Source organism: Nocardioides sp. JQ2195, assembly GCF_012272695.1.
Lineage (GTDB): Bacteria > Actinomycetota > Actinomycetes > Propionibacteriales > Nocardioidaceae > Nocardioides.
On sequence record NZ_CP050902.1, the window covers coordinates 1,235,110 to 1,261,779 of the forward strand.

Annotated in this window: 24 protein-coding genes; 21 read left to right on the forward strand and 3 right to left on the reverse strand. The window is 69.7% G+C overall.

All coding sequences use genetic code 11. The features are described from left to right. The first annotated feature begins 31 nt into the window (after positions 1–31). From rsmD to ncot_RS05995, 17 genes are all read left to right on the forward strand, one after another. The gene (gene rsmD, locus ncot_RS05915; protein ID WP_168616774.1) at positions 32–646 is read left to right on the forward strand and encodes a 16S rRNA (guanine(966)-N(2))-methyltransferase RsmD; all 615 of its coding nucleotides are present in this window, start codon (positions 32–34) and stop codon (positions 644–646) included. Between the two features lie 7 nt (positions 647–653). After that, the gene (gene coaD / locus ncot_RS05920) at positions 654–1,151 is read left to right on the forward strand and encodes a pantetheine-phosphate adenylyltransferase (protein WP_168616775.1); all 498 of its coding nucleotides are present in this window, start codon (positions 654–656) and stop codon (positions 1,149–1,151) included. Further along, complete coding sequence (locus tag ncot_RS05925) at positions 1,144–1,665, forward strand: hypothetical protein (protein WP_168616776.1); 522 nt, start codon at positions 1,144–1,146, stop codon at positions 1,663–1,665. Before coaD ends, ncot_RS05925 begins: the two co-directional genes overlap by 8 nt. Positions 1,666–1,700: 35 nt before the next feature. Beyond that, complete coding sequence (locus ncot_RS05930; protein WP_240938091.1) at positions 1,701–2,270, forward strand: YceD family protein; 570 nt, start codon at positions 1,701–1,703, stop codon at positions 2,268–2,270. 41 nt (positions 2,271–2,311) lie between these two features. Next, on the forward strand, positions 2,312–2,497 hold the full coding sequence (gene rpmF, locus ncot_RS05935; RefSeq protein WP_057323446.1) for a 50S ribosomal protein L32: 186 nt from the start codon (positions 2,312–2,314) through the stop codon (positions 2,495–2,497). Positions 2,498–2,570: 73 nt separating this feature from the next. Then, positions 2,571–3,275, forward strand: coding sequence for a ribonuclease III (gene rnc, locus ncot_RS05940; RefSeq protein ID WP_240938164.1), 705 nt, complete (start codon positions 2,571–2,573; stop codon positions 3,273–3,275). 3 nt (positions 3,276–3,278) lie between these two features. After that, positions 3,279–4,121: a bifunctional DNA-formamidopyrimidine glycosylase/DNA-(apurinic or apyrimidinic site) lyase gene (gene mutM / locus ncot_RS05945; protein WP_168616778.1), complete on the forward strand. Its 843-nt coding sequence runs from the start codon at positions 3,279–3,281 to the stop codon at positions 4,119–4,121. Positions 4,122–4,193: 72 nt separating this feature from the next. Beyond that, entirely contained in the window at positions 4,194–4,544 is a 351-nt protein-coding gene (locus tag ncot_RS05950; protein ID WP_168616779.1) for a hypothetical protein, read from the forward strand. Between the two features lie 72 nt (positions 4,545–4,616). After that, positions 4,617–4,829 carry a hypothetical protein gene (locus ncot_RS05955; RefSeq protein WP_240938092.1) on the forward strand — a complete coding sequence of 71 codons (213 nt, stop codon included), beginning with the start codon at positions 4,617–4,619 and terminating at the stop codon, positions 4,827–4,829. Positions 4,830–4,880: 51 nt separating this feature from the next. After that, positions 4,881–6,116: an MFS transporter gene (locus ncot_RS05960; RefSeq protein WP_168616780.1), complete on the forward strand. Its 1,236-nt coding sequence runs from the start codon at positions 4,881–4,883 to the stop codon at positions 6,114–6,116. A gap of 143 nt (positions 6,117–6,259) precedes the next feature. Further along, positions 6,260–9,814 carry a chromosome segregation protein SMC gene (gene smc, locus ncot_RS05965; RefSeq protein ID WP_168616781.1) on the forward strand — a complete coding sequence of 1,185 codons (3,555 nt, stop codon included), beginning with the start codon at positions 6,260–6,262 and terminating at the stop codon, positions 9,812–9,814. A 75-nt stretch (positions 9,815–9,889) separates the two neighbouring features. After that, on the forward strand, positions 9,890–10,342 hold the full coding sequence (locus ncot_RS05970) for a thioesterase family protein (RefSeq protein WP_168616782.1): 453 nt from the start codon (positions 9,890–9,892) through the stop codon (positions 10,340–10,342). A gap of 81 nt (positions 10,343–10,423) precedes the next feature. Next, positions 10,424–11,683 carry a nucleotide sugar dehydrogenase gene (locus tag ncot_RS05975; RefSeq protein WP_168616783.1) on the forward strand — a complete coding sequence of 420 codons (1,260 nt, stop codon included), beginning with the start codon at positions 10,424–10,426 and terminating at the stop codon, positions 11,681–11,683. 24 nt (positions 11,684–11,707) lie between these two features. Continuing rightward, positions 11,708–13,657 carry a glycosyltransferase family 2 protein gene (locus ncot_RS05980; RefSeq protein ID WP_168616784.1) on the forward strand — a complete coding sequence of 650 codons (1,950 nt, stop codon included), beginning with the start codon at positions 11,708–11,710 and terminating at the stop codon, positions 13,655–13,657. Positions 13,658–13,795: 138 nt separating this feature from the next. Continuing rightward, positions 13,796–13,957, forward strand: a complete 162-nt coding sequence (locus tag ncot_RS05985; RefSeq protein WP_168616785.1) for a hypothetical protein — start codon at positions 13,796–13,798, stop codon at positions 13,955–13,957. Between the two features lie 80 nt (positions 13,958–14,037). Beyond that, positions 14,038–15,189 (forward strand): signal recognition particle-docking protein FtsY, encoded by a 1,152-nt coding sequence (gene ftsY, locus ncot_RS05990; RefSeq protein WP_168616786.1) that lies wholly within the window; start codon positions 14,038–14,040, stop codon positions 15,187–15,189. A gap of 79 nt (positions 15,190–15,268) precedes the next feature. After that, on the forward strand, positions 15,269–15,850 hold the full coding sequence (locus tag ncot_RS05995) for a class I SAM-dependent methyltransferase (RefSeq protein ID WP_168616787.1): 582 nt from the start codon (positions 15,269–15,271) through the stop codon (positions 15,848–15,850). Positions 15,851–15,923: 73 nt separating this feature from the next. Here ncot_RS05995 and ncot_RS06000 read toward each other — a convergent pair whose 3' ends face one another. Beyond that, positions 15,924–19,268 carry a glycosyltransferase gene (locus tag ncot_RS06000; RefSeq protein WP_168616788.1) on the reverse strand — a complete coding sequence of 1,115 codons (3,345 nt, stop codon included), beginning with the start codon at positions 19,266–19,268 and terminating at the stop codon, positions 15,924–15,926. A gap of 16 nt (positions 19,269–19,284) precedes the next feature. Then, positions 19,285–20,151 carry a sulfotransferase gene (locus ncot_RS06005; RefSeq protein ID WP_168616789.1) on the reverse strand — a complete coding sequence of 289 codons (867 nt, stop codon included), beginning with the start codon at positions 20,149–20,151 and terminating at the stop codon, positions 19,285–19,287. 313 nt (positions 20,152–20,464) lie between these two features. On the opposite strand from ncot_RS06005, the gene ncot_RS06010 reads away from it, so the two are divergent. Further along, entirely contained in the window at positions 20,465–21,889 is a 1,425-nt protein-coding gene (locus ncot_RS06010) for an ammonium transporter (RefSeq protein WP_168616790.1), read from the forward strand. Further along, positions 21,886–22,224 (forward strand): P-II family nitrogen regulator, encoded by a 339-nt coding sequence (locus tag ncot_RS06015; protein WP_168616791.1) that lies wholly within the window; start codon positions 21,886–21,888, stop codon positions 22,222–22,224. Before ncot_RS06010 ends, ncot_RS06015 begins: the two co-directional genes overlap by 4 nt. 51 nt (positions 22,225–22,275) lie before the next feature. On the opposite strand, the gene ncot_RS06020 is transcribed toward ncot_RS06015, so the two are convergent. After that, positions 22,276–22,659: a hypothetical protein gene (locus ncot_RS06020; protein ID WP_168616792.1), complete on the reverse strand. Its 384-nt coding sequence runs from the start codon at positions 22,657–22,659 to the stop codon at positions 22,276–22,278. A gap of 24 nt (positions 22,660–22,683) precedes the next feature. On the opposite strand from ncot_RS06020, the gene ncot_RS06025 reads away from it, so the two are divergent. Both ncot_RS06025 and ffh read left to right on the forward strand, forming a co-directional pair. Further along, positions 22,684–24,975, forward strand: a complete 2,292-nt coding sequence (locus tag ncot_RS06025) for a [protein-PII] uridylyltransferase (RefSeq protein ID WP_168616793.1) — start codon at positions 22,684–22,686, stop codon at positions 24,973–24,975. 108 nt (positions 24,976–25,083) lie between these two features. Continuing rightward, entirely contained in the window at positions 25,084–26,652 is a 1,569-nt protein-coding gene (gene ffh / locus ncot_RS06030; RefSeq protein WP_168616794.1) for a signal recognition particle protein, read from the forward strand. Positions 26,653–26,670: the final 18 nt, after the last annotated feature.

Here is a 26,670-nt window from a genome sequence, read left to right on the forward strand (position 1 = left end):
ACGCCCACGCCAGCTGCCCGGGGAGGTCCGCGTGACGCGCATCATCGGCGGCACCGCCGGTGGGCGGCGCATCGAGACCCCCGACGGCGAGCAGACCCGGCCCACCAGCGACCGGGTGCGGGAAGCACTGTTCTCCGCGCTCGAGTCCTGGGCCGGCACCTGGGCCGACCTCCGCTTCCTCGACCTCTACGCCGGCTCCGGAGCCATCGGGCTCGAGGCCAGGTCGCGTGGCGCCGGGTCCGTCACCCTCGTCGAGCGCGACCGGCGTACTGCCGCGTTGATCTCCGCCAACGCGCGCTCGCTGGGTTTCGCCGGTGTCGAGGTGCTGGCCCAATCGGTCGACACGACCCTGCAGAGGTCACCGCAGTCGCCCTACGACGTGGTGTTCCTCGACCCGCCCTACCCCCTGCCGGACAGCGACGTCGAGCACGCCCTCGAGCTGCTCGTGGCCAACAACTGGTTGGCCTCCGACGCGCTGGTCGTGGTGGAGCGCGGAACGAGGGCTTCGTCACATCGCTGGCCCGAGGGAATGGATCCGTGGCGCGACAAGCGTTACGGAGAGACCGTGCTGAGATATGGTCACGCGGCGCAGCACGACCACGAACAACACGAGTCCACGTCAACCGGCGTGGCGACCGAGGAGTAGGAGTCCCGTGCGCAGAGCGGTCTGTCCAGGATCATTCGATCCGGTGACGAACGGTCACCTCGACATCATCTCGAGGGCGTCGTTCCTCTTCGATGAGGTCGTGGTGGCGGTCGGTGTCAACAAGTCCAAGAACCGGCTCTTCAGTGCCGATGAGCGGATGGACATGCTCACCGAGGCGTGCCGGGAGTTCCACAACGTCAAGGTCGACGGGTTCTCCGGTCTCCTCACGTCCTACTGCCAGGAGCGCGACGTGCAGGCCATCGTCAAGGGCCTGCGTGCGGTGAGCGACTTCGACTACGAGCTGCAGATGGCGCAGATGAACTCCAGCCTCGCCGACATCGAGACCGTCTTCGTGCCGACCAGCCCCGAGTACTCCTTCCTCGCCTCGAGCCTGGTCAAGGAGGTGGCCACCTTCGGGGGTGACGTCTCCGGGCTGGTGCCCGAGTTCGTGCGCGAACGCCTTGCCCACCGCATCGACGAGAACCGCAGGCTCTCCGGTGAATGACGTCCACCACGAGATCGCTGCGCTCCGCGACCTGATCCAGAGCGCCCGCTCGATGCCGATGTCAGCCTCGGCGGTGATCAACCGACAGGAGTTCCTCGACGCAGCTGCGCGGCTCGAAGCCGCCCTGGAGAAGTCCTCCTCGGAGTCACGGGCCGTGCTCGCCGATCGCGACGCGGTCGTGGCCGAGGGCGAGCAGATCGCCATCGAGGTGGTCCGCCAGGCCGAGCTCAAGCGTGACGAGCTGGTCTCCGACACGGAGGTCTTCCGGCTCGCCACCCGCGAGGCCGACCAGATCCGGACCGAGGCCGCCGCGGACGCCGCCCAGATGAAGAAGGACACGGACGCCTACATCGAGCAGCGGTTCGCCAACTTCGAGCATGCCCTCGAACGGACCCTGGCCGAGGTGCGCCGTGGCATCGAGAACCTGGCCGGCAGCAGCTCCTTCGCCGACCCCACGGAGAAGGCCCTGCCGCCATCCGATGACGTTTTGCTGACTGGCCCCGACGCCGGGTAGCCTTGACCCGGTTTGTTGTGTCTGGACAGGGAGTTGTGAACACCGCGCATTTGGACCCGAGAGCGCCGCTCGTGCTCGATACACGCGAGCTCGGCCGCCGCCCGGGGTCCCAACGTGAGTTCACTCGAACTGTCCCGGCACCAGCAGAACTGGGCATCGAAGTCCTCGGTGTCGCCGAAGGTACGCCGGTCGAGCTCGACCTGCGTCTGGAAGCGGTCATGGAGGGTGTCCTCGTCACGGGCTCGGCACATGCCGAGCTCACCGGCGAGTGCGTGCGCTGCCTGGACCCGATCTCCGACGAGCTCGAAGCGCGGTTCCAGGAGCTCTTCGTCTACGACGACGGTCACCACGACGTCGACGAGGACGAGGAGAATGAAGTCAGAAGGCTCGAGAAAGACCTGCTTGATCTCGAGCCCGTGCTGCGGGATGCGGTGGTGCTTGCACTACCGTTCCAGCCTCTGTGTGATGAAGACTGTCCCGGGCTGTGCACCGAATGTGGTGCCCACCTGGCCGACGATCCTGGTCACAGCCATGAGGCGCCGATCGACCCTCGGTGGGCCGGCCTCGCAACACTCAAGCAAGACGACAGCAAGACGACAGACTGAGCCCGGGCTGACCAGCCCGAGCAAATCAAGAGGAGATCACAGTGGCAGTCCCGAAGCGGAAGATGTCGCGCAGCAACACGCGTCACCGTCGCTCGCAGTGGAAGGCCGTTGCGCCGTCCCTCGTGACGTGTGCCAACCCGGCGTGCGGTGCCAAGCACCTTCCGCACCGTGCGTGCGGCGAGTGCGGCCAGTACGGCGCCAAGGCCGAGCGTCGTCAGGTTCTCTGAACCCTTGACCGAGGTTTCCGAGCACTCCGATCCGACTGACCCGTCCACGGAGCCGGAACTCGACTATGAGGAGCTGAGGTCGGCACTCGGTGATCCAGTCCTGGACACCGAGCTGCTCGACCTTGCCCTCACCCACCGTTCCTTCGCGTACGAGAACGGTGGTCTGCCGACCAACGAGCGCCTGGAGTTCCTGGGTGACTCGGTGCTCGGTGTGGTCGTCACCGAGACGCTGTACCGCACCCACCCCGACCTGTCCGAGGGCAGGCTGGCCAAGTTGCGGGCTGCGGTGGTCAACGCGCGTGCCTTGGCAGAGGTGGCGCGCACCGTCGGTCTCGGCGAGCACATCAAGCTGGGCCGCGGTGAGCAGTCGACCGGTGGCCGCGAGAAGGCCTCGATCCTCTCCGACACCGTCGAGGCGGTGATCGGTGCGATCTACATCTCCGGTGGGTTCGAGAACGCGGTCGCCGTCGTGCACCTCCTGTTCGACCCGCTGCTCGAAGCAGCCGCCGGCCTGGGTGCCGGCCTGGACTGGAAGACCTCCCTGCAGGAGCTGTCGGCCGATCGTGCGCTGGGCGTTCCCGAATACGTCATCGAGGACTCCGGCCCCGACCACCTGAAGACCTTCACCGCCCAGGTCCGCGTCGGTGAGCAGCTGTACGGCCACGGCGTCGGCCGCTCCAAGAAGGAGGCCGAGCAGCAGGCCGCCGAGACGGCGTACGGCGAGATCTCGGCGACGCCGGTCGTCGAGGAGTCGGCTCCCGACTCCGACGCCTCCTGAGCCATGCCTGAGCTGCCCGAGGTCGAGGTGGTCCGCCGCGGACTCGACACCCACGCGGTCGGACGCACCATCACCTCCGTCGAGGTGCTCCACACCCGCCCGATCCGTCGTGATCCGGGCGGCCCCACCGGGTTCGTCGCCTCGCTGACCGGTCGCGAGATCACCGCGGCTCGCCGTCGCGGCAAGTACCTCTGGCTGCCCCTCGACTCGGGCGACGCGATCCTGGGCCACCTCGGGATGAGCGGCCAGATGCTGGTCCAGCCGCCCGACGCCGCCGACGAGAAGCACCTCCGCGTGCGTCTCACCCTCTCCGACGGGCGGGAGCTCCGCTTCGTCGACCAGCGCATGTTCGGTGGCCTGGCCACCTCACCCGGTGGCGCGGAGCTCCCGCCCGAGATCGCCCACATCGCCCGTGACCTGCTCGACGACGCGTTCGACGTCGACGACTTCGTGCGTCGCGTGCGCCGGCGTACGTCCGCGATCAAGCGGTTGCTGCTCGACCAGACGCTGGTCAGCGGCGTCGGCAACATCTATGCCGACGAGGCGCTGTGGCGGGCCCGGCTGCACGGCGAGCGGCGCGGAGACCGGCTGACCGCGACCAAGGTCCGCGAGCTGGCCGGCCACGCCACCGACGTGATGGTGCAGGCACTCGACGAGGGCGGCACGTCCTTCGACGCACTCTACGTCAACGTCAACGGCGAGAGCGGCTACTTCGACCGCTCGCTCCACGCCTACGGGCGCGAGGGGGAGGCCTGCCACGTGTGCGGCACCCCGATTCGCCGGGTCGCCTTCATGAACCGGTCGTCCTACTTCTGTCCGACGTGCCAGCGCCGGCCCCGGGGCTGAAGATGCGGGCGCACGATCCTCGTCGTTTGGTTCGACGAATCGGCGTGGCACAGGCTGAGCTGGCGCAGCGGCGTGCACCTGGGCTGGGTGTTGGCCGTCCACGTCGGTGCGGTCCTGCTCCTCTCCTCCGGCGCCCGTAACGCCCGGTGGAGCGACTCCACGTGCATCGGTTCCTGTCGCAGCAGGGACGGTGACGTGCTGGATCCGGACTTCTCCCACGGGGAGTGGTGGCTGTCGTGGTCGGTGAGGTTCGTGCTGATCACCGACCCGCGCCTCGCGCTCCTGACGGCGCACATCCTCGGCGTGAGGGCTGCCCTGGTGCGCCCCGAGCGCGTACCCGAGCGGGAGGCCCAGCCCGAGGCCCAGCCCGAGGCCCAGCCCGAAGCCCAGCCCGGGCACGGCGGGGGCTCGGCCCGGGTTTGACCATTGCCTCCCACGGTGGGATTCTTGAAGGCGGGTCATTCGACCCGCTGACCACTCTTTCGGAGGCTTTGCATGGCCAAGGCGCTTCTCGGCTACATGAGCAGCGACCAGCTCCACCCCGCTCGGCAGATCGCGGCTCGCCTTGCCGCTGAGAACCGGGCGCTGCGTGAGCGCGTCGCCGATCTGGAGGCACTGATCGTGCGGTTGAGCGAGGAGAACGAGGCCCTCGAGTCCGCACGTCCCAGTGATCTGGTCGAACCCATCGAAAACATGCAGCCGGTCTGAGCGACAAATGGATGTGACGCTGTGGCGCTGTGCCGCTAGCGTCCTGTCCTTGTGAGCCGAATTCTCGAAGCAGCCGTCCCCCGGCGGCTCGGCACCAACTTCCGGTGGCTGCTCGGTTCCTCCTGGGTGAGCCAGGTCGGCGACGGCATCGCGCTGTCCGCCGGCCCGCTCCTGATCGCCTCCCAGACGCACGACCCGTTCCTGGTCGCGATGGGAGTCCTCCTCCAGCGGCTGCCATGGCTGCTCTTCGGTCTGTACGCCGGGGTGCTCGCCGACCGGCTGGACCGCAGGGTGGTGGTGGTGCTCGTCGACCTGATGCGGGCCGGCGTGCTGGCGGTGCTGGTCGCCACCATCGCCACCGGCGTGGTGAGCATCGGTGTCGTGCTGGTCGCGCTGTTCCTCCTCGGCACCGCCGAGGTCTTTGCCGACACCACCTCGTCGACCTTGCTGCCGATGGTGGTCGACAAGGCCGACCTCGGGGTCGCCAATGCCCGTCTGATGGCCGGGTTCGTGACGGTCAACCAGATGCTCGGGCCGCCGCTGGGTGCCGCACTCTTCGCCGCCGGCATGGTGTGGCCTTTCGTCACCCAAGGTGTCGTCGTGCTGCTGGGTGCTGCCCTGGTCGCGAAGATGCGCCTGCCGGTCGTGCCCGCAACCAAGGAGCACAAGCAGGTCCGCCAGGACATCCTCGAAGGCCTGCGCTGGACCTGGCAGCACGCTGCCGTGCGCACGTTGACGCTGACCATCGTCACCTTCAACATCACCTTCGGCGCTGCCTGGTCCGTGCTGGTGCTCTACTCGCTCAAGACGCTCGACATGGGTGAGGTCGGCTACGGGCTGCTCGCCACGGCGGGCGCCGTCGGGGGTCTGGTCGGCATTGCCTGCTACGACTGGCTCGAGTCCCGCTTCTCCCTCGGCAACATCATGCGGGTCGGGCTGGTGATCGAGACCTTCACCCATCTCGCGCTGGCGCTGAACCGCAGCGGCATCGGCGCCATGGTCATCCTGTTCATCTTCGGCGCCCACGCCTTCGTCTGGGGAACCACGTCGCGCACGGTGCGGATGCGTGCCGTGCCGACCGAGTTCCAGGGCCGCGTCGGCAGCGTCTACCTCGTCGGTGTCTTCGGCAGCATGGTGATCGGCACCGGGATCGGCGGACTCATCGCGGGTGCCTGGGGCATCGTGGCGCCCTTCTGGTTCGCCTTCGTCGGGTCGGGGTTGCTGGTGGTCCTGATCTGGAAGCAGATGCCCCACATCGCCCACGCCGACAGCGACGACGCGAACTGAGCGGCCCGGCGACGCGGCCTCGCCGGGATTCCCGGCACGACGGCGTACGCCGTGTAATCTCAGGCGTGCTGACCTTCCCCACGGCGCCCCTGCAATGATCGTCGTTCAGCTTGGAATTGACTGCCGCCCGTAGGGAGCACCCGTTGTACCTGAAGAGCCTGACGCTCAAGGGCTTCAAGTCCTTCGCGTCCTCCACGACGCTCCAGCTCGAACCAGGCATCACCTGCATCGTCGGCCCCAACGGCTCGGGCAAGTCCAACGTCGTCGACGCACTGGCCTGGGTGATGGGTGAGCAGGGTGCGAAGTCGCTGCGCGGCGGCAAGATGGAGGACGTCATCTTCGCCGGCACGTCCGGGCGCCCGCCCCTGGGTCGCGCCGAGGTGCAGCTGACCATCGACAACTCCGACGGTGCCCTCCCGATCGAGTACGCCGAGGTCACCATCAGCCGCACGATGTTCCGCAACGGCGGCTCCGACTACGCGATCAACGGCAACTCCTGCCGCTTGCTCGACGTCCAGGAGCTGCTCAGTGACTCCGGCATCGGTCGTGAGATGCACGTCATCGTGGGCCAGGGCCAGCTCGACCAGATCCTGCACGCGACGCCGGAGGAACGGCGCGGCTTCATCGAGGAGGCCGCGGGTGTGCTCAAGCACCGCAAGCGCAAGGAGAAGGCGCTGCGCAAGCTCGACTCGACCGACGGCAACCTGAACCGCCTCGGTGACCTGCTCTCCGAGATCCGGCGCCAGCTGAAGCCGCTGGGCCGGCAGGCCGAGGTGGCCCGCAAGGCCGCGACCGTGCAGGCCGACGTCCGCGATGCCCGGGCCCGGCTGCTCGCCGACGAGATGGTGACCGCACGCACGACGCTCGAGCAGGAGATGGCCGACGAGACCGTGCTGGTCCAGCGACGGACCGCGGTGGAGGGCGAGATCGCGACGATTCGCGAGCAGGAGGCCGCACTCGAGGCAGCCCTGCGCGAGGACCTGCCGGCCCTGGCCAAGGCCCAGGAGACCTGGTTCGCGCTCTCCGGCCTGCGGGAGCGGTTGCGCGGCACCCAGTCCCTGGCCGCCGAGCGGGTGCGCAACAGTGCTGGCACCTCCGAAGAACCCACCCAGCAGGGTGGTCGTGACCCCGAGCAGCTCGAGGCCGAGGCTGCCCGGGTGGCCGAGCAGGAGCAGGAGATCAATGCCGAGCTCGAGCGGCAGCGCCAGGCGATGAGCGACGCGGTGACCGCACGCAAGGCCGCCGAGGACGCCGCCGCCGAGGAGGAGCGTCGCATCGCGGGACTGCAGCGGGCCGCCGCCGACCGGCGTGAAGGACTGGCCCGCCTGCACGGCCAGGTCAACGCGATCAAGTCGCGGGCCGCGGCTGCTGACGACGAGATCGGCCGACTCGTCCAGGCCCGTGAGGAGGCGATGGCCCGCGCCGACCGGGCCCAGCGCGACTTCACCGCCCTCGAGACCAAGGTGGCCGGCCTCGACGCCGGCGAGGAAGGGCTCGACGCCGAGCACGAGGCCGCAGTGGCGACCCTCGACGACCTCGAGGAGCGGTTGGCCAAGGCGCGCGAGGAGGCCACCACGGCCGACCGTGAACGCTCCGCCCTGATCGCTCGCAAGGAGGCCCTCGAGATGGGTCTCACCCGCAAGGACGGTGCCGGGGCCCTGCTGGCCGCCTCCGACTCGGTCTCCGGGCTGCTCGGCTCGGTGGCCGCCCTGCTCTCCGTGCGCTCCGGCTACGAAACCGCCATCGCCGCGGCGCTCGGCTCCGCCGCAGACGCGGTGGCAGTCACCGGACCGGACGCCGCCATCGGGGCGATCACCCACCTCAAGGGCGACGACCTCGGTCGCGCCGGGATGCTGCTCGGTGGCGGACCGGCCGCCGACGACGACTGGCCCGGGCTGCCGGCCGGGACGACGTACGCCGTGGACGTGGTGGAGTGCCCCGACGACCTGAGCGGGGCGCTGGCCCGACTGCTCTTCAAGGTGGCCGTGGTCGACGACCTCGACACGGCTCGGTCGCTCGTGGCCGAGCTTCCCGACGTCACCGCGGTCACCCGTGAGGGCGACCAGTTCGGCGCACACTTCGCGGCGGGTGGCTCGGCCCAGCAGGAGTCGCTGATCGAGATCCAGGCGGCCGTCGACGAGGCCGCCCAAGCACTCGAGGAGGCCGCGGCCTCGGCCGAACGCCTGCTCTTCGAGACCTCCAGGATGGAGAGCGAGCGGCTCGAGGCCCAGAAGCGGGTCGACGTGGCACTGGCCAAGCTGCACGAGTCCGACGCCACGTTGGCGGCGGTCGCCGAGGAGCTGGGCCAGCACGGTTCGCGGGCGCGATCTGCGCGTGGTGAGGCCGAACGCCTGGCCGCCTCCATCACCAAGGCCGAAGAAGCCCGGGAGAAGGACCAGGCCGGGCTCGCCGACCTCGAGCAGCGGCTCGCGTCGGCGCAGGACGCGCCCGACGAGGAGCCCGACACCACCTCACGCGAACAGCTCGCCGAAGCAGCCCGGGCCGCGCGACAGGGCGAGATGGACTCGCGGCTGGCCCTGCGCACCTCCGAGGAGCGAGCACGCGCCCTGCACGGCAGGGCCGACGGCCTGCTCCGGGCCGCTCGCCAAGAACGCGAAGCACGTGCTCGCGCAGCCGAGCGCAGGGAACGCCTGATCCGGGAGGGCAAGGCCGCCCGGGCCGTCAGCGTCGGCGTGGGCATCGTCCTCGACCGGCTCGAGACCTCGGTCTCGGAAGCGGCCGAGGCACGAACGCGGGTCGAGCAGTCACGCGCGGGTCGTGAGCAGGAGCTGATGGCCACCCGGTCCCGGCTGCGCGACCTCGACCGCGAGCACGACGAGCTGGTCAACACGGTGCACCGTGACGAGATGGCGCGCACCCAGCAGCGGATGCGCATCGAGCAGCTCGAAGAGCGCGCCCTCGAGGAGCTCGGCCTCGACCCGGAGGCGCTGGCGCGCGAGTACGGCCCCGAGAACCTGATCCCCTTCACCGGTGAGGTGCCCGAGGGGGAGGAGGCGCCCGAGCCGGTGCCGTTCGACCGCGACGAGCAGAAGAAGCGGCTGCGCACCGCAGAGCGTGCCCTCTCCATGCTCGGCAAGGTCAACCCGTTGGCCCTCGAGGAGTTCTCGGCCATGGAGGAGCGGCACAAGTTCCTCACCGAGCAGCTCGAGGACCTCAAGAAGACGCGCAAGGACCTCCTCGACATCGTGCGTGAGGTCGACCAGCGGGTCGAGCAGGTCTTCACCGAGGCGTGGGAAGACGTGCGTGTCGCCTTCGACCACGTCTTCAGGAGACTCTTCCCCGGCGGCGAGGGCAAGCTGGTCCTCACCGAGCCCAACGACATGCTCAACACCGGCATCGAGGTCGAGGCACGACCGGCCGGCAAGAAGGTCAAGCGGCTCTCGCTCCTCTCGGGTGGAGAGCGGTCGCTGGTGGCGGTGGCGTTCCTGGTCTCGTTGTTCAAGGCCCGCCCCTCGCCGTTCTACATCCTCGACGAGGTCGAGGCCGCCCTCGACGACACCAACCTGGGCCGTCTCCTCGAGATCTACGAGGAGCTGCGGGAGAACTCCCAGCTGCTGGTGATCACCCACCAGAAGCGCACCATGGAGGTCGGTGATGCGCTCTACGGCGTGACCATGCGCGGTGACGGTGTCTCGGCCGTGATCAGCCAGCGGTTGCGCGAGTCCGAGTCCGCCTGAGTCCTGGGATCGGCCTCCCACCGCCCAAGGAGTACGCCGGTCAGGGGCGGCACCCACCCCGCTAGGCTCTCCCGCGTGAGTGATCGAGCCCCGCTGCCCACCCGCGCCGACTACGTCGCCTGGCGCACCGTGACCACCCGTTGGCGCGACGACGATGCCTACGGCCACCTGAACAACGCGACCTACTACGAGCTCTTCGACACCGCGGTCAACGCGCACCTGTTCGAGGCGACCGGCACCAACGTGCGCCTGCTGCCACGGATCGGTGTGGTCGCGGAGACGTCGTGCCGCTACTTCCGCGAGATCGGCTTCCCCGAACCGATCGAGACGGGCCTGGTCGTCGACAAGGTCGGCAGCTCCTCGATCGTCTACCGGATCGGGCTCTTCCAGGGCGAGTCCGACAAGGCGGCTGCGGAGGGACGCTTCGTGCACGTCTACGTCGACAACGAGCACGGCGCCGGAAATCGCCCCGTGGTCCCCATGCCCGATGTGATCCGTGATGCGGTGACGCCGCTGCTGCGTGTCTGATTCCGGGCACTTTCGCCGTGTGGAAGAGTGTCCCGCGCGCGTCGCGGAAGTGCGACACCGAGGCATGGAGGAGACGAGCCGATGACGAAGACGGTGACGGTGGTCGGCCAGGGCTACGTGGGCCTGCCCCTCGCCATGGCGGCGGTGGAGGTCGGGCATCGCGTGGTCGGTGTCGACGTCGACGAGCGACGGGTCGCTCGACTGGCCGCTGGTGACTCGTTCGTCGAGGACATCTCGGAGCAGCAGCTGCGGTCGGCCATCGAGACCGGCAGGTACCTCCCCACGGCCACCTGGGAGGCCACGGCCGGTTCCGACATCTTCGTGGTCACGGTGCCCACCCCGCTGCGAGAGGGCATCCCCGACCTCAGCTACGTCGAGTCCGCCGGCCGGGAGATCTCCGAGCGCCTCGTCGTGGGTGCCACCGTGGTCCTGGAGTCCACCACCTACCCCGGGACCACCGACCAGCTGCTGGCTCCGATCCTGGAGCAGGGGAGCGGCCTGAAGGCCGGCATCGACTTCCGCCTCGGCTACAGCCCGGAACGGATCGACCCCAGCAACAAGACGTGGGGCATGCGCAACACCCCGAAGGTCGTCTCGGGCATCGACGACGAGTCGCTGGAGGAGATCCGAGCCTTCTACGCATCGTTCGTCGACGAGGTCGTGCCGGTCTCCAGCACCCGCACCGCCGAGCTCACCAAGCTGCTGGAGAACACCTTCCGTCACGTCAACATCGCCTTGGTCAACGAGATTGCTGCCGTGGCCCCCGAGCTCGGCGTCGACATCTGGGAAGCCATCGATGCCGCCGACAGCAAGCCGTTCGGGTTCATGCGCTTCACGCCCGGGCCGGGGGTCGGTGGACACTGCCTGCCGATCGATCCGTCCTACCTGCTCTGGCAGGTGCGCCAGACCTCTCGCAGCGACCTGCGGATGGTCTCCGCGGCCAACGAGATCAACGATCACATGCCCGATCACGTCGTCAGCCGGGTGCAGGCGGCGCTGAATCGTCAGCGGCTCGCGGTCAACGGCGCCAAGGTGCTCCTGCTGGGGATGGCCTACAAGAAGAACGTCGGGGACATCAGGGAGTCGCCGTCACTGTCGGTGGCCCGCCAGCTGCATGAGCTCGGCGCCGAGGTGCACGCGGCCGAGCCGCACACCGACCCGGAGTTCCTGCCGTCTGAGATCGACCTCGTCGAGTTCGGCAAGGACGCGCTGGTCTGGGCCGATGCCGTGGTGGTCCTCACCGACCACGACGTGTTCGACTACGAGCTGGTGGCCGAGCACTCCACCTATGTCTTCGACACCCGCAACCGCTGCGTGGGGTCGACTGTCGAGCTTCTCTGAAGCCCGTCACCGAAGGAACCGACCATGGCAGAGCGCAACGTCCCGGACGTCAGCGTGATCATTCCCGCCTACAACGCGTTGCCCTACCTGCACCGTGGCCTCGAGTCCTTGGTGGCCCAGACCCTGGGCACGGATCGGATGGAGGTCCTCGTCGTCGATGACGGCTCGACCGACGGCACCGGCGAGGCACTGGACGAGTGGGCCGAGCGTTATCCCGACCTGTTCCGCATCGTGCACGCCGCGGCGTCCGGAGGACCGGCCGCCCCGCGCAACAAGGGCCTCGACCTGGCGCGCGGACGTCATGTGTACTTCCTCGACGCGGACGACTACCTGGGCGAGGAGGCCCTGGAGCGTCTCGTCGCCACGGCCGACGACGAGGGCTCCGACATCGTCCTCGGCAAGATGGTGGCGACCAGCGAGCGCGCCGTGCCGTCATCGATGTATCGCCACAACGACCTCGACGTCGACCTGTTCACGTCACGGGTCTGGTGGACCTTGGCCGCGCTGAAGCTCTTCCGGCGCAGCCTCATCGAGGACAACGACCTGCGCTTCCCGACGAACTTCCCCAACGCGTCGGACCAGCCGTTCACTGCCGTGGCCTATCTGCGGGCGCGCAAGATCAGCGTGCTGAGCGACTACGACTTCTACCACGTCGTGCTGCGCGACGACGGGCAGCACGTCACCATGTCCGGGCCGGTCTCGAACGAGCTCGACGTGGCGGAGACGATGTGCGAGCTGGTCGAGTCGGAGGTCCTCGACGTCGACAAGCGGGCCCCGTTGCTGACCCGGCACTTCCAGATCGACGTGGCGCTCGTGATGCGCCGCCTCGTGGGGGTGCCCCGTGCCGAGCAGGACGCACTGCTGGAGCGCGTGGTCGCGCTGGTACGACGACACCTGACTGCCGACGTCCGGGAGCGCCTGACCCCTGATCTCCGCGTGGTCTACCACTTGGCAGACCGGGGTCGCCGTGACGAGGTGCTCGAGCTCCTCGGTGTGTTGCTGGAAGCCGGCGACAACCGCCCCCGGGTGGTCATCGACGGCGGGCACGCCCACGCGCAGCTTCCCTTCTTCAGGGATCGATCCGTGGGCGTGCCCGACGCGCTCTACGAGGTGACCAACCGGCTCAGGAAGGAGTCCGGCCTGGAGTCCTTCGAGTGCCACGAGGGGGGCCACCTGACGGTGGTCGGGACCGCCGGGTTCACCGATGTCCTCGAGCCCACCGAGGTGGCGCTGGTGATCCGTTCGCGCGAGGAGCCGACGGTGGAGCACGTCGTCGCCGCGACCCGTGGTCGGGGCAACGCGTTCTCAGCAGACGCAGACCTGCTCACGGTTGCCGACGGTGACCCGCTTCCCGAGGGCACCTGGGGAGTGCACGTCCGGGTGTCGCGAGACGGGATCTCCGAGTCGTGGCGACTGGGCGGGGACCCCACGGTGCACGACGAGCAGCTGCTGGACTCCTTCGCCTGGGCGGCGACGGAGCAGGGGGAGGGTTGGACGGCGGCGGCCTACCTCACGAAGGGTGGTTGGCTCAGGATCGACGCGAAGTGGCGCCGTGGAGCCGCGGGCAAGCAGTTCACCGACTGGCAGCTGGCGTGGGACGACACCGATCTGGTCGTCCGGGGAGCCCTGTCCGCTCCGCGCAGCGCTGCTCCCGTGCGGTTCGTGCTGCGCGGACCGGGCGGTGAGGTGCGTCGGGTCCCGGCAGTGCGGGACGGCGCCCACCTCGAGGGCCGGGTGTCGATGACCGGGCTCTCGGAAGGCACTTGGCAGCTGCGACTGCAGGTCGGCAGGCCACCGGCCCATCGACCGGTGACGATCCGGGCAGAGGGCGAGCTCGTGCCGCTCACGTGGCGGGAGGGCCTGGTGGCGTCGCGTGCGGAGCAGGTTCCCGGCCCGACCGTCACGCTCGAGCTGACCAGCACCGGCCCCAAGCAGAAGGCATCCCAGGTGCTGCGCTCGCTCTCCGGAGGTTGACCCACACCGCGAGCAGCGGCACGTGTGACGCGTTCCACTCGCTCGCAGAAGCGCGGATCGGGGCACCGTCGTGTGACGATGCTGGCAACGTCCACTTTCCAGCTCCCGGGGTGACTCCGCTTGCTTCCCATCGTGTTGATGATGCTCGTGATCCTGCTGCTCGCCGGAGTGGTCGTGGTCTACGTCGCCTACCCGCACCGCGGCGAGGACGTGCCACGCTTCCCATGGCTGGGCGCCGCCCTGCGCAAGGGCGTCGACGCCATGCCGACCATCAAGGACGACGAACCCAGCCGTCGCTGAGCCCCGTGACCGGGCCCACACGGTGGTGACGCGGGGGGACGACTTCTTCACCCCGACCACCGTTCTGGTTGGATTGCCCCATGGATTTCCTGTCTGACTGGCTCCTCCTGATCATCGGCATCGCCGTCGTCGGCGTGCTTGCGGTCGCTGGTTTCATCGCCGGCGGGCGCAACAAGCCGAAGGGCCCGCCCTCCGGTGGCACCGACGTCATCGCCCGGCCTCGCGAGGAACCGGTCGAGGCGCCGCCCGAGGTCGCCACCGAGGAGCCGTCGGCGGGCCCGACCGTCGAGGAGGCACCGCCCCTCGAGAAGCCGGAGGGCACCGCGGGCCGGATGGTCCGCCTGCGCCAGCGGCTGGCTCGGTCGCAGAGCAGCCTGGGCAAGGGACTGCTCGCCCTGCTCTCACGGGACCGCCTCGACGAGGACACCTGGGAGGACATCGAGGACACCCTCCTGACTGCCGACATCGGTGTCGCGCCCACCCAGGAGCTGGTCGAGAAGCTGCGCACCCGCCTGCGGGTCGAGGGCAACGACGCGGGAACGCCGCGCGAGGTGCTCCGCGAGGAGCTCATCAACCTGGTCGACCCGTCGATGGACCGTCGACTGGCGATTCGTGGCGAGGACGGAAGGCCCGGCGTCGTCCTGGTCGTGGGCGTCAACGGCGCTGGCAAGACCACCACGGTCGGCAAGATCTCCCGCATCCTGGTTGCCGACGAGCGCAAGGTGGTGCTCGGCGCCGCCGACACGTTCCGCGCTGCCGCCGTCGAGCAGCTGGGCACCTGGGCCGAGCGGGTCGGCGTACCCGTCGTCAAGGGCCCGGAGGGCTCCGACCCGGCGAGTGTCGCCTTCGAGGCCGTCAAGCAGGGCGTCGACGAGCAGTACGACGTGGTGCTGGTCGACACGGCCGGTCGCCTCCAGAACAAGGCCGGACTGATGGACGAGCTCGGCAAGGTCAAGCGTGTGATCGAGAAGCAGGCCCCGGTCACCGAGGTGTTGCTCGTGCTCGACGCCACCACGGGACAGAACGGCATGATCCAGGCCCGGGTGTTCTCCGAGATCGTCGACGTCACCGGCATCGTGCTGACCAAGCTCGACGGCTCTGCCAAGGGCGGCATCGTCGTCGCCGTGCAGCGCGAGCTCGGGGTCCCCGTCAAGCTCGTCGGCCTGGGGGAGGGTGCAGACGACCTGGCGCCCTTCGAGCCGGAGGCGTTCGTCGACGCACTGCTCGGCTGAGCACCCGGCCCACGGGCACGTGCGACATACCGGCGATGCCGGCCCGGCGTGCCTCTGGGCAACGGCTACGCTGTCGCCTGTGCCTCCCAACCGGAACTCCACGCGACGCTTTCAGCTCTTCGACGCCCTCCTCCGCCAGGTGCCGACCGGACGGGTGGTGGACCTCGGCGCCGGACACGGCGCCTTCTCGGTCAGGGCCGCGGACGCGGGGTGGGACGTCACGGCCGTCGACGCGCGGTCGACGAGGTTCCCCGACGATCCACGGGTCACCTGGCTCGAGAAGGACATCCGCGAGGTCGACCTCACGGACTTCGACCTGGTGCTGTGCCTGGGGCTCTTCTACCACCTGACGGTCGATGACCAGGTCGCCCTGCTGGACCGGGCTGCCGGCCGCCCCCTGATCCTCGACACCCACGTGGCCACCAGGAATCCGACCCACGAGCTCTCCGAGATCGTCACGGCAGGCGGCTACAAGGGTCGGCTCTACGACGAGAAGGGCTGGGAGCGCAGGCCCACCGCTTCGTGGGAGAACGAGGAGTCCTTCTGGCCCACCGGGCGCGAGCTCTACCGGATGCTCGCCGACCACGGCTACCCGGCGGTGTTCGCGGGCGTGCCCTGGGTGGTCCGGGACCGGACGTTCTTCCTCTGCCTGCCCGAATGACACCGGCGCAGGTCCACCGGCTCCTCGTCGCCCCCTCCCTCGCCCCTCCTCGCCCATGGCGACGAGGGGGTCGTCAGCGGCGGGCGCGCAGCGCCGTCACCTGTTCGCTGAGCAGATGGGCCCGCGCGTCGAAGGTGTGCTCACGGCGGACTCGTTCGCCCAACGCCTGCCGCGCCGCCCTGCGCTCGTCGCTCTCGTCGCGGTGCAACGCGAGCAGGCGCGGGATGTCCTCCGGGGTGGTGTAGGTCAGCACCGGGTCGCCGAAGACCTGCTCGATCTCGGGCAGGTGGTCGCTGATCACCCGCGCATCACAGGCCGCGAGGTCGAAGAGCCGGTTCGACACCAGTCCCTCGTCGCGCATGTCCTCCCAGTGGTCGCTGAGCACCGCGCCGGCTGCGGCGTAGACGGCGGGGAGCTCCTCGTTGGCCACGTAGACGCCCTTCCAGGCACCTTCGGGCAGCAGGCCGTCCCAGCGCTCGCCGTAGACAGCCGGGACCACGCCGGCTGCCAGGGCAGCCGCCACAGCGGGCCTGACCCCGTGATGGCGTCCACCGCGGGCGTTCGCGACCGCGAGCAGCTCGTGCTGGCGGACCGGATCCGGGTCGACCGGGTGGAACCTGCGGTGGTCGGTGCACTGGAGGAGGAGCTGGACGTCCGTGTCGATGCGTCGGTCGATCCGATCGCACCACCGCGACGATGCGCCGAACACGAGGTCGTAGTCGCCGACCTCGCGCACGGACACCTGCTCCGGGTGGCTGATCACCCAGATCGCGTTCGTGTGCAGCGGGTTCGGCCGGTAGCGGCCCAGCCCACGCAGCACCAGGGTCACGTCGTCGAGGTGGACGGTCGGGCGGTACCAGTCCGCCTGGCAGTCGATGGTCACCTCGTGGCCGAGCCGCTCCAGTGAGTCGCGCAGGGCATGGGCGAAGTGCCAGTCTCCCCAGCCCTCGCGGCGGTGCACGTCGGGCGCCCCTATCTTGATCGCCCACCTCAGGGGGCGGGGTGAGCCGTCGCGGACCAGCAGCGGAGTCGTCGGGGCGGCGGACTGGTCGCCGTGGATGCCGGCCAGGACGAGGTGGTCCTCGGCCAGTCGCGCGGTGAGGAGCGACTCGCGTCCGCCCCAGGCCACGCGCTGGAAACGGTCGTTGTCGCGCTCCTGGGACTTGAACCGATCGGGCGACAGCGTGCCGAGCACGTCGTCGTCCACGGTGCGCAACGCCACGACACTGGCCCCGGTGCAGGCCGGTGGCAACCCGGTCGCGTCGGCCAGGCGCAGGGAGAGCTCACCACCTGTGTAGTGGTCCACGTGCCGCGCGTCGAAGCCCTTCTGGGCCACGAACTGGGTCGCGCGTACGGCGATGCACGCCTGCGTGGCCGCGTCGACCGGGCGCAGCCCACGGACCTCGGGTGCGTCACCGGCAAGGTCCCGGCCCATCAGCACGGGGTGGCCGCCGGGCAGGAAGTGCAGGCCGGCCGACCAGACGGAACCACGGCTGCCCAGGATCACCGGTTGCACGGCCGCGTGGTGGTCGAGGGCCGTGACGAGGGGTGTGTCCCAGCCCGGCTCGCACCACGTGGACTCGGTGAGGAAGACCAAGGTCTCCCCGGTCGCGTGTGCGGCGCCCACGTTGCGGGCCACCTCCAGGGGCAGCTCCTGGGTCAACCGGACGAGGCGGGTGCGGGCCAGGGGTTGCAGGTGCAGGAACAGGCGCACCGCCTCCGCATCGTCGAGCCGGGCGTCGACGACCACCACCTCGACGTCGGAGTCGGCGGTCGCGAGCGCTCGGCGTACGGCGGAAGCGGTGAGGTCGGCCGATCCGGTGGCCACCACCACGAGGGACACCGAGCCCGGCTCCCGGGGCGGGACCTCACGGGCGACCCGCGCCCAGTCGACCAGGGAGCGCTCACGCACCAGGAACCGGAACCCGGAGGGCTCATCGGTGGTGATCCGGTCGGTGCGCGTCTCCCACACGTCGTACTCCGTCGCGATGACGGGCAGGAACGCGAAGTCGGCGGCGTCGGCCAGGCGGATGAAGAGCTCCCAGTCGACATTGCGTCGCAGGGTCTCGTCGAAGGTGCCGACCTCGTCGAGCAGCGAGCGCTCGTGGACCAGCACGATGCAGTCGATGTAGTTGCGCTCCTTCAACGCCTCACGGTGGAAGGGCATCCCGCGGTAGCTGGCGCGTTCCTCCCCACCGGCCTCGGTGAGGGCGGACATGGCATAGCCGACCCGGTGGCCACCCGTGGTCATGAACGCCGCCATCAGCTCGAGGAAGTCCGGGCGCCACGTGTTGTCGGAGTCGAGGTAGGCGATGTAGTCGCCGGTTGCGTGGGCCAGCCCCGTGTTGCGGGCAGCAGCCACACCACGTGCAGTCTCGTGACGGATGACCCGGACCCTGGGGTCGTCGGTGAAGGCAGCGAACACCGTGTCGGACTCGTCGTCGCTGCCGTCGTCGACGATGAGCAGCTCCCAGTTGTCGTAGCTCTGGGCCACCACGGAGGCGATGGCCGCGCCGACGACGCTGGCTCGGTCCTTGGTCGGGATGATCACGCTCATGAGGGGCCGGACCGAGGGATCCGCGGCTGCGAGGACTGATTTCTTGGTCTGCGCCTCGACCTCGAGGTCGAACGTCTCGTGGTCCCGCTCGAGGTGGAGGTGACCACGCGTGGCCCGGAGCAGCTCGCCTGCTGCCCGCGCAGAGGCGATGAACGTGTCGAGGTCTCGGCGGACGGGGGCTGCCAGCCACTGCGCGACGGCCGCCGGGACGACGACCGGGGCGTCGACGGCGCTCTCCCCGCTCCCGCGCAGGAAGTGGATGAGGGGGCCGAACCGCTCGTCGGCGGACCCGGGGTTCTCCTCGACGTAACGCGCGGCATCGAACGCCGGGTGCGGGGACAGGTGACGACGCGCTCCACGGACGAGGTAGTGCAGGAGGGGGTTCTTCAGCACCTTGGGACGGTTGGCGTACCCGTTCTCCCGGTTGATCTGGGAGGCGTACCAGTCCGGCTGGAAGGCCGGGTGGGGGGACCGGCCCTGCGCCGCGCCGGTCGAGAGGAAGTGCTCGAGCAGCTCGTCGTGGTCGGCAGGCGGGTCGTCGACCTGGGCGGCGTACCAAGCGGCGTCGAACAGGCCACTCTCCTTCACCAGGCGTCGGGCCAGGGGACGCTTGGGCGGTTGGTAGGGCTCGGGCCCGGCCCCGCGACGCTCGGCGGCGTCGCGGAGACGATCCACCTGCGTGCGCAGGTCGGCGAGCTCACGGTCCCTGCGCTCGATCGGAGGCATCGACCTCGCGCGTCGACCGATCCATGCCCGCACCGGATTGGGCGGCAACGGATCGGCCGGATTGGTTGGAGTGCTGTCCTGCTCATGTCCCGATGTCATCTGCTGGATCTCCCCGGCGTCGTCGCTGGTGGTCAAGGCCGTGCTGCCCGTGTCACTCCGGCCCGGGGATCGACACCCCGTGCTCGGCCAAGCGGTCGAGCTGCTCGGTGTGGAGCCGGTCGATGCGGTCCTGGTCCTCCGGAGCCAGCCCGGTGCGCCACCTGCCGACGTGGGCGTTGTCCGGGGAGAAGTCCGCGTCGAAGAACGTGCGGACCTCGGCATGCTCGTCCAGCCCGGTGAACTCGAGGAGCCGTGCGAGGTGCTCCTCCCTCCTCGGACCCAGCAGCGACTCGAGGCGCAGGGTCAACAACCGGTCGGCGTCGGCGCGGTCGGCGGCCCCGGCCATGTCGATCAGCTTGTCGGCCCACCACACCAGGCACTCCTCGATGGTCGAGGGTCCCCATCTCTTCCCGGCCACGGAGGCCGCGACGTCGCGGCCGTCCCGGATCATGTGCACGATCCTGCCCTCGGGGAACATCCGACAGAGCTGGTCTGCGGCAAAGGTGTTCGCGGGAGTCATCTCGATGAACGTGCGTCCGCCCTGCTCCTCCCGGAAGGGGCGCACGACGTCCGACAGGAAGGTGGCGCTGGCGCCGTGGGGATCCGCGTCGTAGGTCTCGCGCAGTCGGCGCAGCGCGCGCCGCATCACCGGGCGCTCGGCGATGACGTGCAGCCCGCGGGGGCCCGAGCTGTTGGGGGGTCGCTCGAACCAGGTGCGACGCATCCTGCGCTGGAACTCCTCGACGCTCACCTTGCCCTCGGCGAGGTCACCCAGGCCGCCGGGGTCGACGTGGAAGCGCAGCTCGATCGGGACCAGTGCAGCGTCCGGGTGGGCTCCGAGCAGCTGCGCCACGACGGTGGTGCCGCTGCGACCTGTCCCACCGACGAAGACGGGGCCGGCAGGGGAACTGGACGACATGGGGCGGCCTCCTGGGGTGTGGTCTTCGGTCGGCGCAGGGAGTCACGGGGCCAGCGAGCTGTCGACCCGGTGCTGGGAAGGCTACCGCCCAGCCCGCCTGCACCCGCAGCAGGCCGAGCAGCACGGTGTCGTGAGACGTCGTTCACACGGACGTAACGGGAGGAAGGATCTCGTTTCCTCGGCGCAACAAAGGAGCACGCAGGCCGAAATCTCCGCGGGTGAAGGTTTTCCCAATCGAGCAGGATCCGCACCGACACCGTCGTCGGCGGACCGGATCCGGGGCTCACTCGTGACGCACTCCCCTGGAGGTTCCATGGACACCGGCCACGCAGCCTGGGTTCTCACTTCCGCGTCCCTGGTCCTGTTGATGACGCCCGGACTGGCGTTGTTCTACGGCGGGATGACGCGGTCGAAGTCCATTCTCAACATGATGATGATGTCCTTCGGTGCGATGGGCATGATCAGCATCGTCTACATCCTGTGGGGCTACTCGATGTCCTACAGCTCCATCACCTCGACGGTCGACGGCGAGGTGGCCGGGGGATCGGTCGGCGACCTGTTCTCCAGCCCGTTCGCGCTGTTCGGCCTGACCCGCATCGATCCCGCTGCCTACCTGACGGTGGCCTTCCAGCTCACCTTCGCGGTGATCACGGCGGCCCTGATCAGCGGTGCCATCGCCGACCGGGTCAAGTTCTCCGCGTGGATGGTCTTCATCCCGATCTGGGTGACGCTCGCCTACTTCCCCCTGGCCCACCAGGTGTGGGGCGGTGGCTTCCTGTCCGGCAACCCGGACGGCCTGGCGGCCAGGATCTTCGGCACGGTCGGTGACGGGGCGGCGCAGGTCGCCGAGGTCGTCCCGCTCGACTACGCCGGGGGCACCGTCGTGCACATCAACGCTGGTGTCGCCGGACTGGTGCTGGCCCTGGTCATCGGACATCGCAAGGGCTTCGGCAAGGAGCCGATGAAGCCGCACAACCTCCCGCTCACGATGCTCGGTGCCGGCCTGCTCTGGTTCGGCTGGTTCGGCTTCAACGTCGGCTCGTTCGTGCCGAGCGCGACGGCCGGTGTGGCGGGCGACGAGGGGGACTACTTCGCGAACTCCGCAGCGTTCGCCGCGAACTTCGTCGGTGAGGCGGGCCTGGTCTGGGTGAACACCACCGCTGCCACCGCCGCCGCGATGGTCGGCTGGCTCGTCGTGGAGAAGTTCCGCGACGGGAAGGGCACGTCGCTCGGGGCCGCCTCCGGCGTCGTGGCCGGACTGGTCGCGATCACCCCCGCGTGCGGTGCCCTGTCACCCGTGGGCTCGCTGGTCCTGGGTGCGGTGGCCGGTGGTCTGTGTGCCCTGGCCGTCGGTCTCAAGCACCGTCTCGGGTACGACGACTCGCTCGACGTGGTCGGCGTGCACCTGGTCGGTGGAATCGTCGGCACGATCGGCATCGGCTTCCTGGCGACGACCGGTGGCCTGTTCTACGGCGACGGCCTCGAGCAGCTCGTCGTCCAGGTCGCGGTCGCGGCCTACGCGATGGTCTGGTCGGCCGTGGCCACCCTGGTCATCGCGCTGCCCATCAAGTACACGACGGGTTGGAGGATCACCGAGGACGACGAGGTCGAGGGCATCGACTTCGCCGAGCACGGTGAGTCCGGCTACGACTTCGCGGGGACCTCCGGTCGTCGCAGCCCGGTCGGTGGACCCACCGTGGCCACCAGGGCCACCCTCACAGAAGGAGCGAAGGCATGAAGCTGGTCACCGCGGTCATCAAGCCGCACAAGTGGGAGGACGTGCGTGAGGCCCTCGAGACCTTCGGCGTGACGGGGATGACCGTCAGCGAGGTCAGCGGCTACGGCCGTCAGAAGGGACACACCGAGGTCTATCGGGGCGCTGAGTACGACATCGCCCTGGTGCCCAAGATCCGCATCGAGATCGTCGTGGACGACGCGGACGCCGACGACGTCGTCGGGATCGTCGTGAAGACCGCGGCGACGGGGCGGATCGGTGACGGGAAGGTCTGGGTCAGTGGCATCGAGACCGTGGTCCGGGTCCGGACCGGGGACCGCGACGAGGCCGCCATCTGAGTGACGGCCCCGGCTCCTGCGTCCCAGGACGTGGGAGCCGGGGCCGGTCGTTCAGGAGCGGGTGTCGTTGATGCCGATGCGGACGCCGATCGCGATCACACCGATGGAGGACAGGATGCCGGCCAGCCACAGGACCAGGATGCCCCCGCCCGCGGCGATGCCCCGGCCGTCGGCGCCGGCCACGATCAGCCATCCGAGGAGCCCGAGCACGATGCCCGGCACCAGGATGATCAGCCCCGCGGGCACCATGGCCAGGCCGGGCGGCACGGCAGGGAGCGGGTCATCGGCGGGCCGGGGCGACGCCGTGGGGGTCGGCTCCGGGACCGTGTCGACCTCACGGACCTCCGCGTCGAGGAGCGAGGCACCGCAGGCAGGGCAGGCCTTGAGGTCTTCTTGCGGCACCTGGTGGCCGTTGGTGCAGATGCGTACGTCCATGCCGACAGTCTTGCAGGGCTCACCATGACGGCCGCAGAGCGTCGGGCCAGGAGCGATGCCGCGGATGCGCTGTGTCACACGGCGTACGACGACCTCGCCGGTCCCGACACCGGGATCGCGCTGGTGGCGGTCGGTGGCTACGGACGTCGCGAGCTGGCGCCGTACTCGGATCTCGACCTGGTGCTGGTGCACGACGACCGGGTCGAGCCAGGCTCGCTCGCCCAGCAGGTCTGGTACCCGCTGTGGGACTCGGGGGTCGATCTCGACCACTCCGTGCGATCCCTGTCGGAGACGGTGCAGGCCGCCAGCGACGACCTGCGGGTGGCCCTCGGGATGCAGGACGTCCGCTTCCTGGCCGGCGACGGCAACTTGGCCCTCCGGCTGCGCACGACGATGCTCGCCCAGTGGCGTCGGGAGGCCAAGGGCCGGCTCCCCGAGCTTCGTGCCCTGGTCGAGCAGCGTCATGCACTGATGGGCGAGCTGGCCCACGCCTCGGTCCCGGACCTCAAGGAGTCACAGGGGGGACTCCGGGACGCAACCGTGGTCAAGGCGCTCGTCGCCACCTGGCTGATCGATGCACCCCACGTCGAGCTCGAACGCTGTCGACAGGAGCTGCTCGACGTCCGCGACGTGGTGCACGACATCGTCGGTCGCCGCAACGACCGGATGCCGCCGGAGGTCTGGGGTCAGCTGCCCGGATGGTCGGGAGTGGCGGAGGAGGGGGGAGACGGCATCCTCGCGGCCCAGGCGAAGGTGCGCGACGTCGGTCGCCGGATCACCCACATCTCCGGACTGGCCTGGCGCCGGGTCGACGACGTGCTCGCCCGCCCACGCGCGGTCGGTGCACGCAGGCCCGACCTGCGACGCATCGCCCCGGGGATCGCGATCTCGAAGGGCGAGGTGGTCCTGGACCGGGGAGCGCGCCCCGCCGACGATCCGTTGCTCCTGCTGCGGGCCGCCGCCGAGGCGGCCGAGCGCGACCTCGTCCTGGCCCCACCGACGGCAGCCCGCCTGGTCCGCGAGGTCCCTGCCCTGCCCGATCCGTGGCCGGTCGAGGCTCGCCAGCTGCTGGTCAGGATGTTGGCGTCCGGGCGTGGGTTGCTCGGTGTGTGGGCGACGTTGGACCAGACCGGAGCGCTGCGGCGGATCCTGCCCGAGTGGGAACAGATCCGCTCGCTGCCCCACGCCTCGGCCATCCACCGGTTCACCGTCGACCGGCACGTCGTGGAGACCTGTGTCGAGGCCGCGGCGCTGATCCGCGGTGTCGCGCGCCCCGACGTCCTGCTCGTGGCCGCGCTGCTGCACGACATCGGCAAGGGGCAGCTCGGTGACCACTCGACAGTGGGGGAGCCGATTGCTCGTGCGGTGGCCGCCCGGATGGGGTTCTCCGACGACGAGGTCGACCTGGTCGCGACCCTGGTGCGCTGGCACCTGCTGCTCTCCGGGACCGCCACCACCCGTGACCCCGACGACCCCGCGACCATCGAGGCGGTGGTGTCGCGGGTGCAGTCAGCCGAAGCGCTCGACCTGCTGCTGGCGTTGACCGAGGCCGACGCGAGGGCCGCGTCGGCCAAGGCGTGGTCGTCGTGGCGGGCCGGGCTGGTCCGCCAGCTGGCGCAACGTTGCGGGGCTGCCCTCGCCGCCTCCGGACCCACGGGGGTGCCGGGACGACCGGCCCCGGCCGCGAGTGTCGGGGCGACCGGCGCAGGGATGGCGCCGGTGCCCGCCGAGGTCCGTGTCGACGGGACGGCCATCGTGGTGACGGTCGCGGCCAAGCCCTACGGCTCCCGGGTGACGGTCGTCTCCGGTGACCGGATCGGGCTGCTGGCCGACGCCTCGGCGATGCTGGCCCTGCAACGTACGTCGGTGCTCGCGGCGCGGGCCTGGACCCACGGCCGCTACGGCGTCTCGGAGTGGCAGGTCGCGGACCCGGACCTGGACGCCACCGTGCTGCGCCAGCGCATCAACGCGATCGCCGCAGGACGGATCGACGTGACCGACCGGCTGGCCGGGCGGCGCTCCGGGGGCTCGGCCGAGTCGGAGGGTGCGCGACTCGCGCCGAGCGTGCAGGTGCGACCCGAGGCCAGCCACCGGGCCACCGTCCTGGAGGTCCGCACCGACGACCGGCCCGGCGTCGTCCACCTGGTCTGCGCAGCCCTGGCCGAGCTCGACATCTCCGTACGCTCGGCCCACGTGGACACGTTGGGTCCCCAGGCGATCGACGTGTTCTACCTGCAGGAGGTGGGCGCGGGGGCTCTGGGCGACGAGCGCGCCGCTTCGGCCGCCCACGCCGTACGCGCTGCACTGGGGCAGTGATCCTTGTGGTGGCCCGGGGGCGCGCCGCTGCCCTTTCGGGGGGACGGGTGCGAGCCGGTTACTCTTGACCACTGATCCATGCCTGCCGCTACCCAGGGGATGCCCGACTTGTTCGCAACACTTTCCGACCGGCTTGCCGACACCTTCAAGAACCTCCGGGGCAAGGGTCGGCTCTCCGAAGCCGACATCGACGCCACCGCGCGCGAGATCCGCATCGCGCTGCTAGAGGCTGACGTCGCGCTGCCCGTGGTCAAGGAGTTCGTCGGCGCGGTCAAGGAACGGGCCCGTGGCGAAGAGGTCAGCGGTGCCCTGAACCCCGCCCAGCAGATCATCAAGATCGTCAACGACGAGCTGGTCAGCATCCTCGGTGGCGAGACTCGTCGGCTGCGTTACGCCAAGTCCGGCCCCACCGTGATCCTCCTCGCCGGCCTCCAGGGTGCCGGGAAGACCACGTTGGCCGCGAAGCTCGCGCTGTGGCTCAAGGAGCAGGGCAGGACGCCGATGCTGGTCGCCTGTGACCTCCAGCGCCCCAACGCCGTCAACCAGCTGCAGGTCAACGGCGAGCGGGTCGGCGTCCCCGTCTTCGCACCCGAGCCCGGCAATGCCCAAGGAATCGAGCACGGTGGCAACCCGGTCGACGTGGCCCGCCAGTCGATCGAGGAGGCCAAGCGCAAGCTCCACGACGTGGTGATCGTCGACACCGCCGGTCGCCTCGGCGTCGACGCCGAGCTGATGCAGCAGGCCGCTGACATCCGTGACGCGATCCAGCCCGACGAGGTCATGTTCGTCGTCGACGCCATGATCGGTCAGGACGCGGTCAACACCGCGCTCGCCTTCCAGGAGGGCGTCGGCTACGACGGCGTCGTCCTCACCAAGCTCGACGGTGACGCCCGCGGTGGTGCCGCCCTCTCGATCGCCTCGATCACCGGCAAGCCGGTCATGTTCGCCTCCGCCGGCGAGAAGATGACCGACTTCGACCTCTTCCACCCCGACCGGATGGCCTCGCGCATCCTCGACATGGGCGACATGCTCACCCTGATCGAGCAGGCCGAGAAGACCTTCGACCAGGCAGAGGCGCTCAAGGCCGCCGACAAGCTGACGGGCAAGGGCGGCGAGTTCACGCTCACCGACTTCCTCGCCCAGATGCAGCAGATCCGCAAGATGGGCTCGCTGACCAAGATCATGGGGATGCTCCCCGGGATGGGCCAGTTCCGCGAGCAGCTCGACAACTTCGACGAGCGTGAGATCGACCGGATCCAGGCGATCATCTACTCGATGACGCCGGCCGAGCGGGACAACCCGAAGATGATCGACGGCTCGCGTCGTCTGCGCATCTCGAAGGGTTCCGGCACCCAGGTCTCCGACGTGAACACGCTGGTCGACCGCTTCTTCGAGGCCCGCAAGATGATGCAGCAGATGGCCAAGGGTGGCGGCATGCCCGGCATGCCGGGCGCCCCCGGCATGGGCGGTGGCCATGGCAAGGGCAAGCAGAAGCCCCAGAAGGGCAAGAAGAAGCGCGTCTCCGGCAACCCGGCCAAGGCTGCCCAGCAGAAGAAGGAGCTGGAGGAGAAGGCGAAGTCCGGCGGCAACCCGTTCGGCACGCCCGGCGGCATCGACTACGAGACAGCTGCCGAGAACCTCGACCTCCCGAGGGACTTCTCCAAGTTCCTCAAGTGAGGACGACCGCGTGAGGAC

Excerpts from the sequence above, each read along its gene's own strand:
- mutM (WP_168616778.1), top strand. The coding sequence starts at position 3,279 with ATGCCTGAGCTGCCCGAGGTCGAGGTGGTCCGCCGCGGACTCGACACC.
- ncot_RS05955 (WP_240938092.1), top strand. The coding sequence starts at position 4,617 with ATGGCCAAGGCGCTTCTCGGCTACATGAGCAGCGACCAGCTCCACCCC.
- ncot_RS05975 (WP_168616783.1), top strand. The coding sequence starts at position 10,424 with ATGACGAAGACGGTGACGGTGGTCGGCCAGGGCTACGTGGGCCTGCCC.
- ncot_RS05980 (WP_168616784.1), top strand. The coding sequence starts at position 11,708 with ATGGCAGAGCGCAACGTCCCGGACGTCAGCGTGATCATTCCCGCCTAC.
- ncot_RS05985 (WP_168616785.1), top strand. The coding sequence starts at position 13,796 with ATGATGCTCGTGATCCTGCTGCTCGCCGGAGTGGTCGTGGTCTACGTC.
- ftsY (WP_168616786.1), top strand. The coding sequence starts at position 14,038 with ATGGATTTCCTGTCTGACTGGCTCCTCCTGATCATCGGCATCGCCGTC.
- ncot_RS06005 (WP_168616789.1), bottom strand. The coding sequence starts at position 20,151 with ATGTCGTCCAGTTCCCCTGCCGGCCCCGTCTTCGTCGGTGGGACAGGT.
- ncot_RS06010 (WP_168616790.1), top strand. The coding sequence starts at position 20,465 with ATGGACACCGGCCACGCAGCCTGGGTTCTCACTTCCGCGTCCCTGGTC.
- ncot_RS06015 (WP_168616791.1), top strand. The coding sequence starts at position 21,886 with ATGAAGCTGGTCACCGCGGTCATCAAGCCGCACAAGTGGGAGGACGTG.
- ncot_RS06020 (WP_168616792.1), bottom strand. The coding sequence starts at position 22,659 with ATGGACGTACGCATCTGCACCAACGGCCACCAGGTGCCGCAAGAAGAC.
- ncot_RS06025 (WP_168616793.1), top strand. The coding sequence starts at position 22,684 with ATGACGGCCGCAGAGCGTCGGGCCAGGAGCGATGCCGCGGATGCGCTG.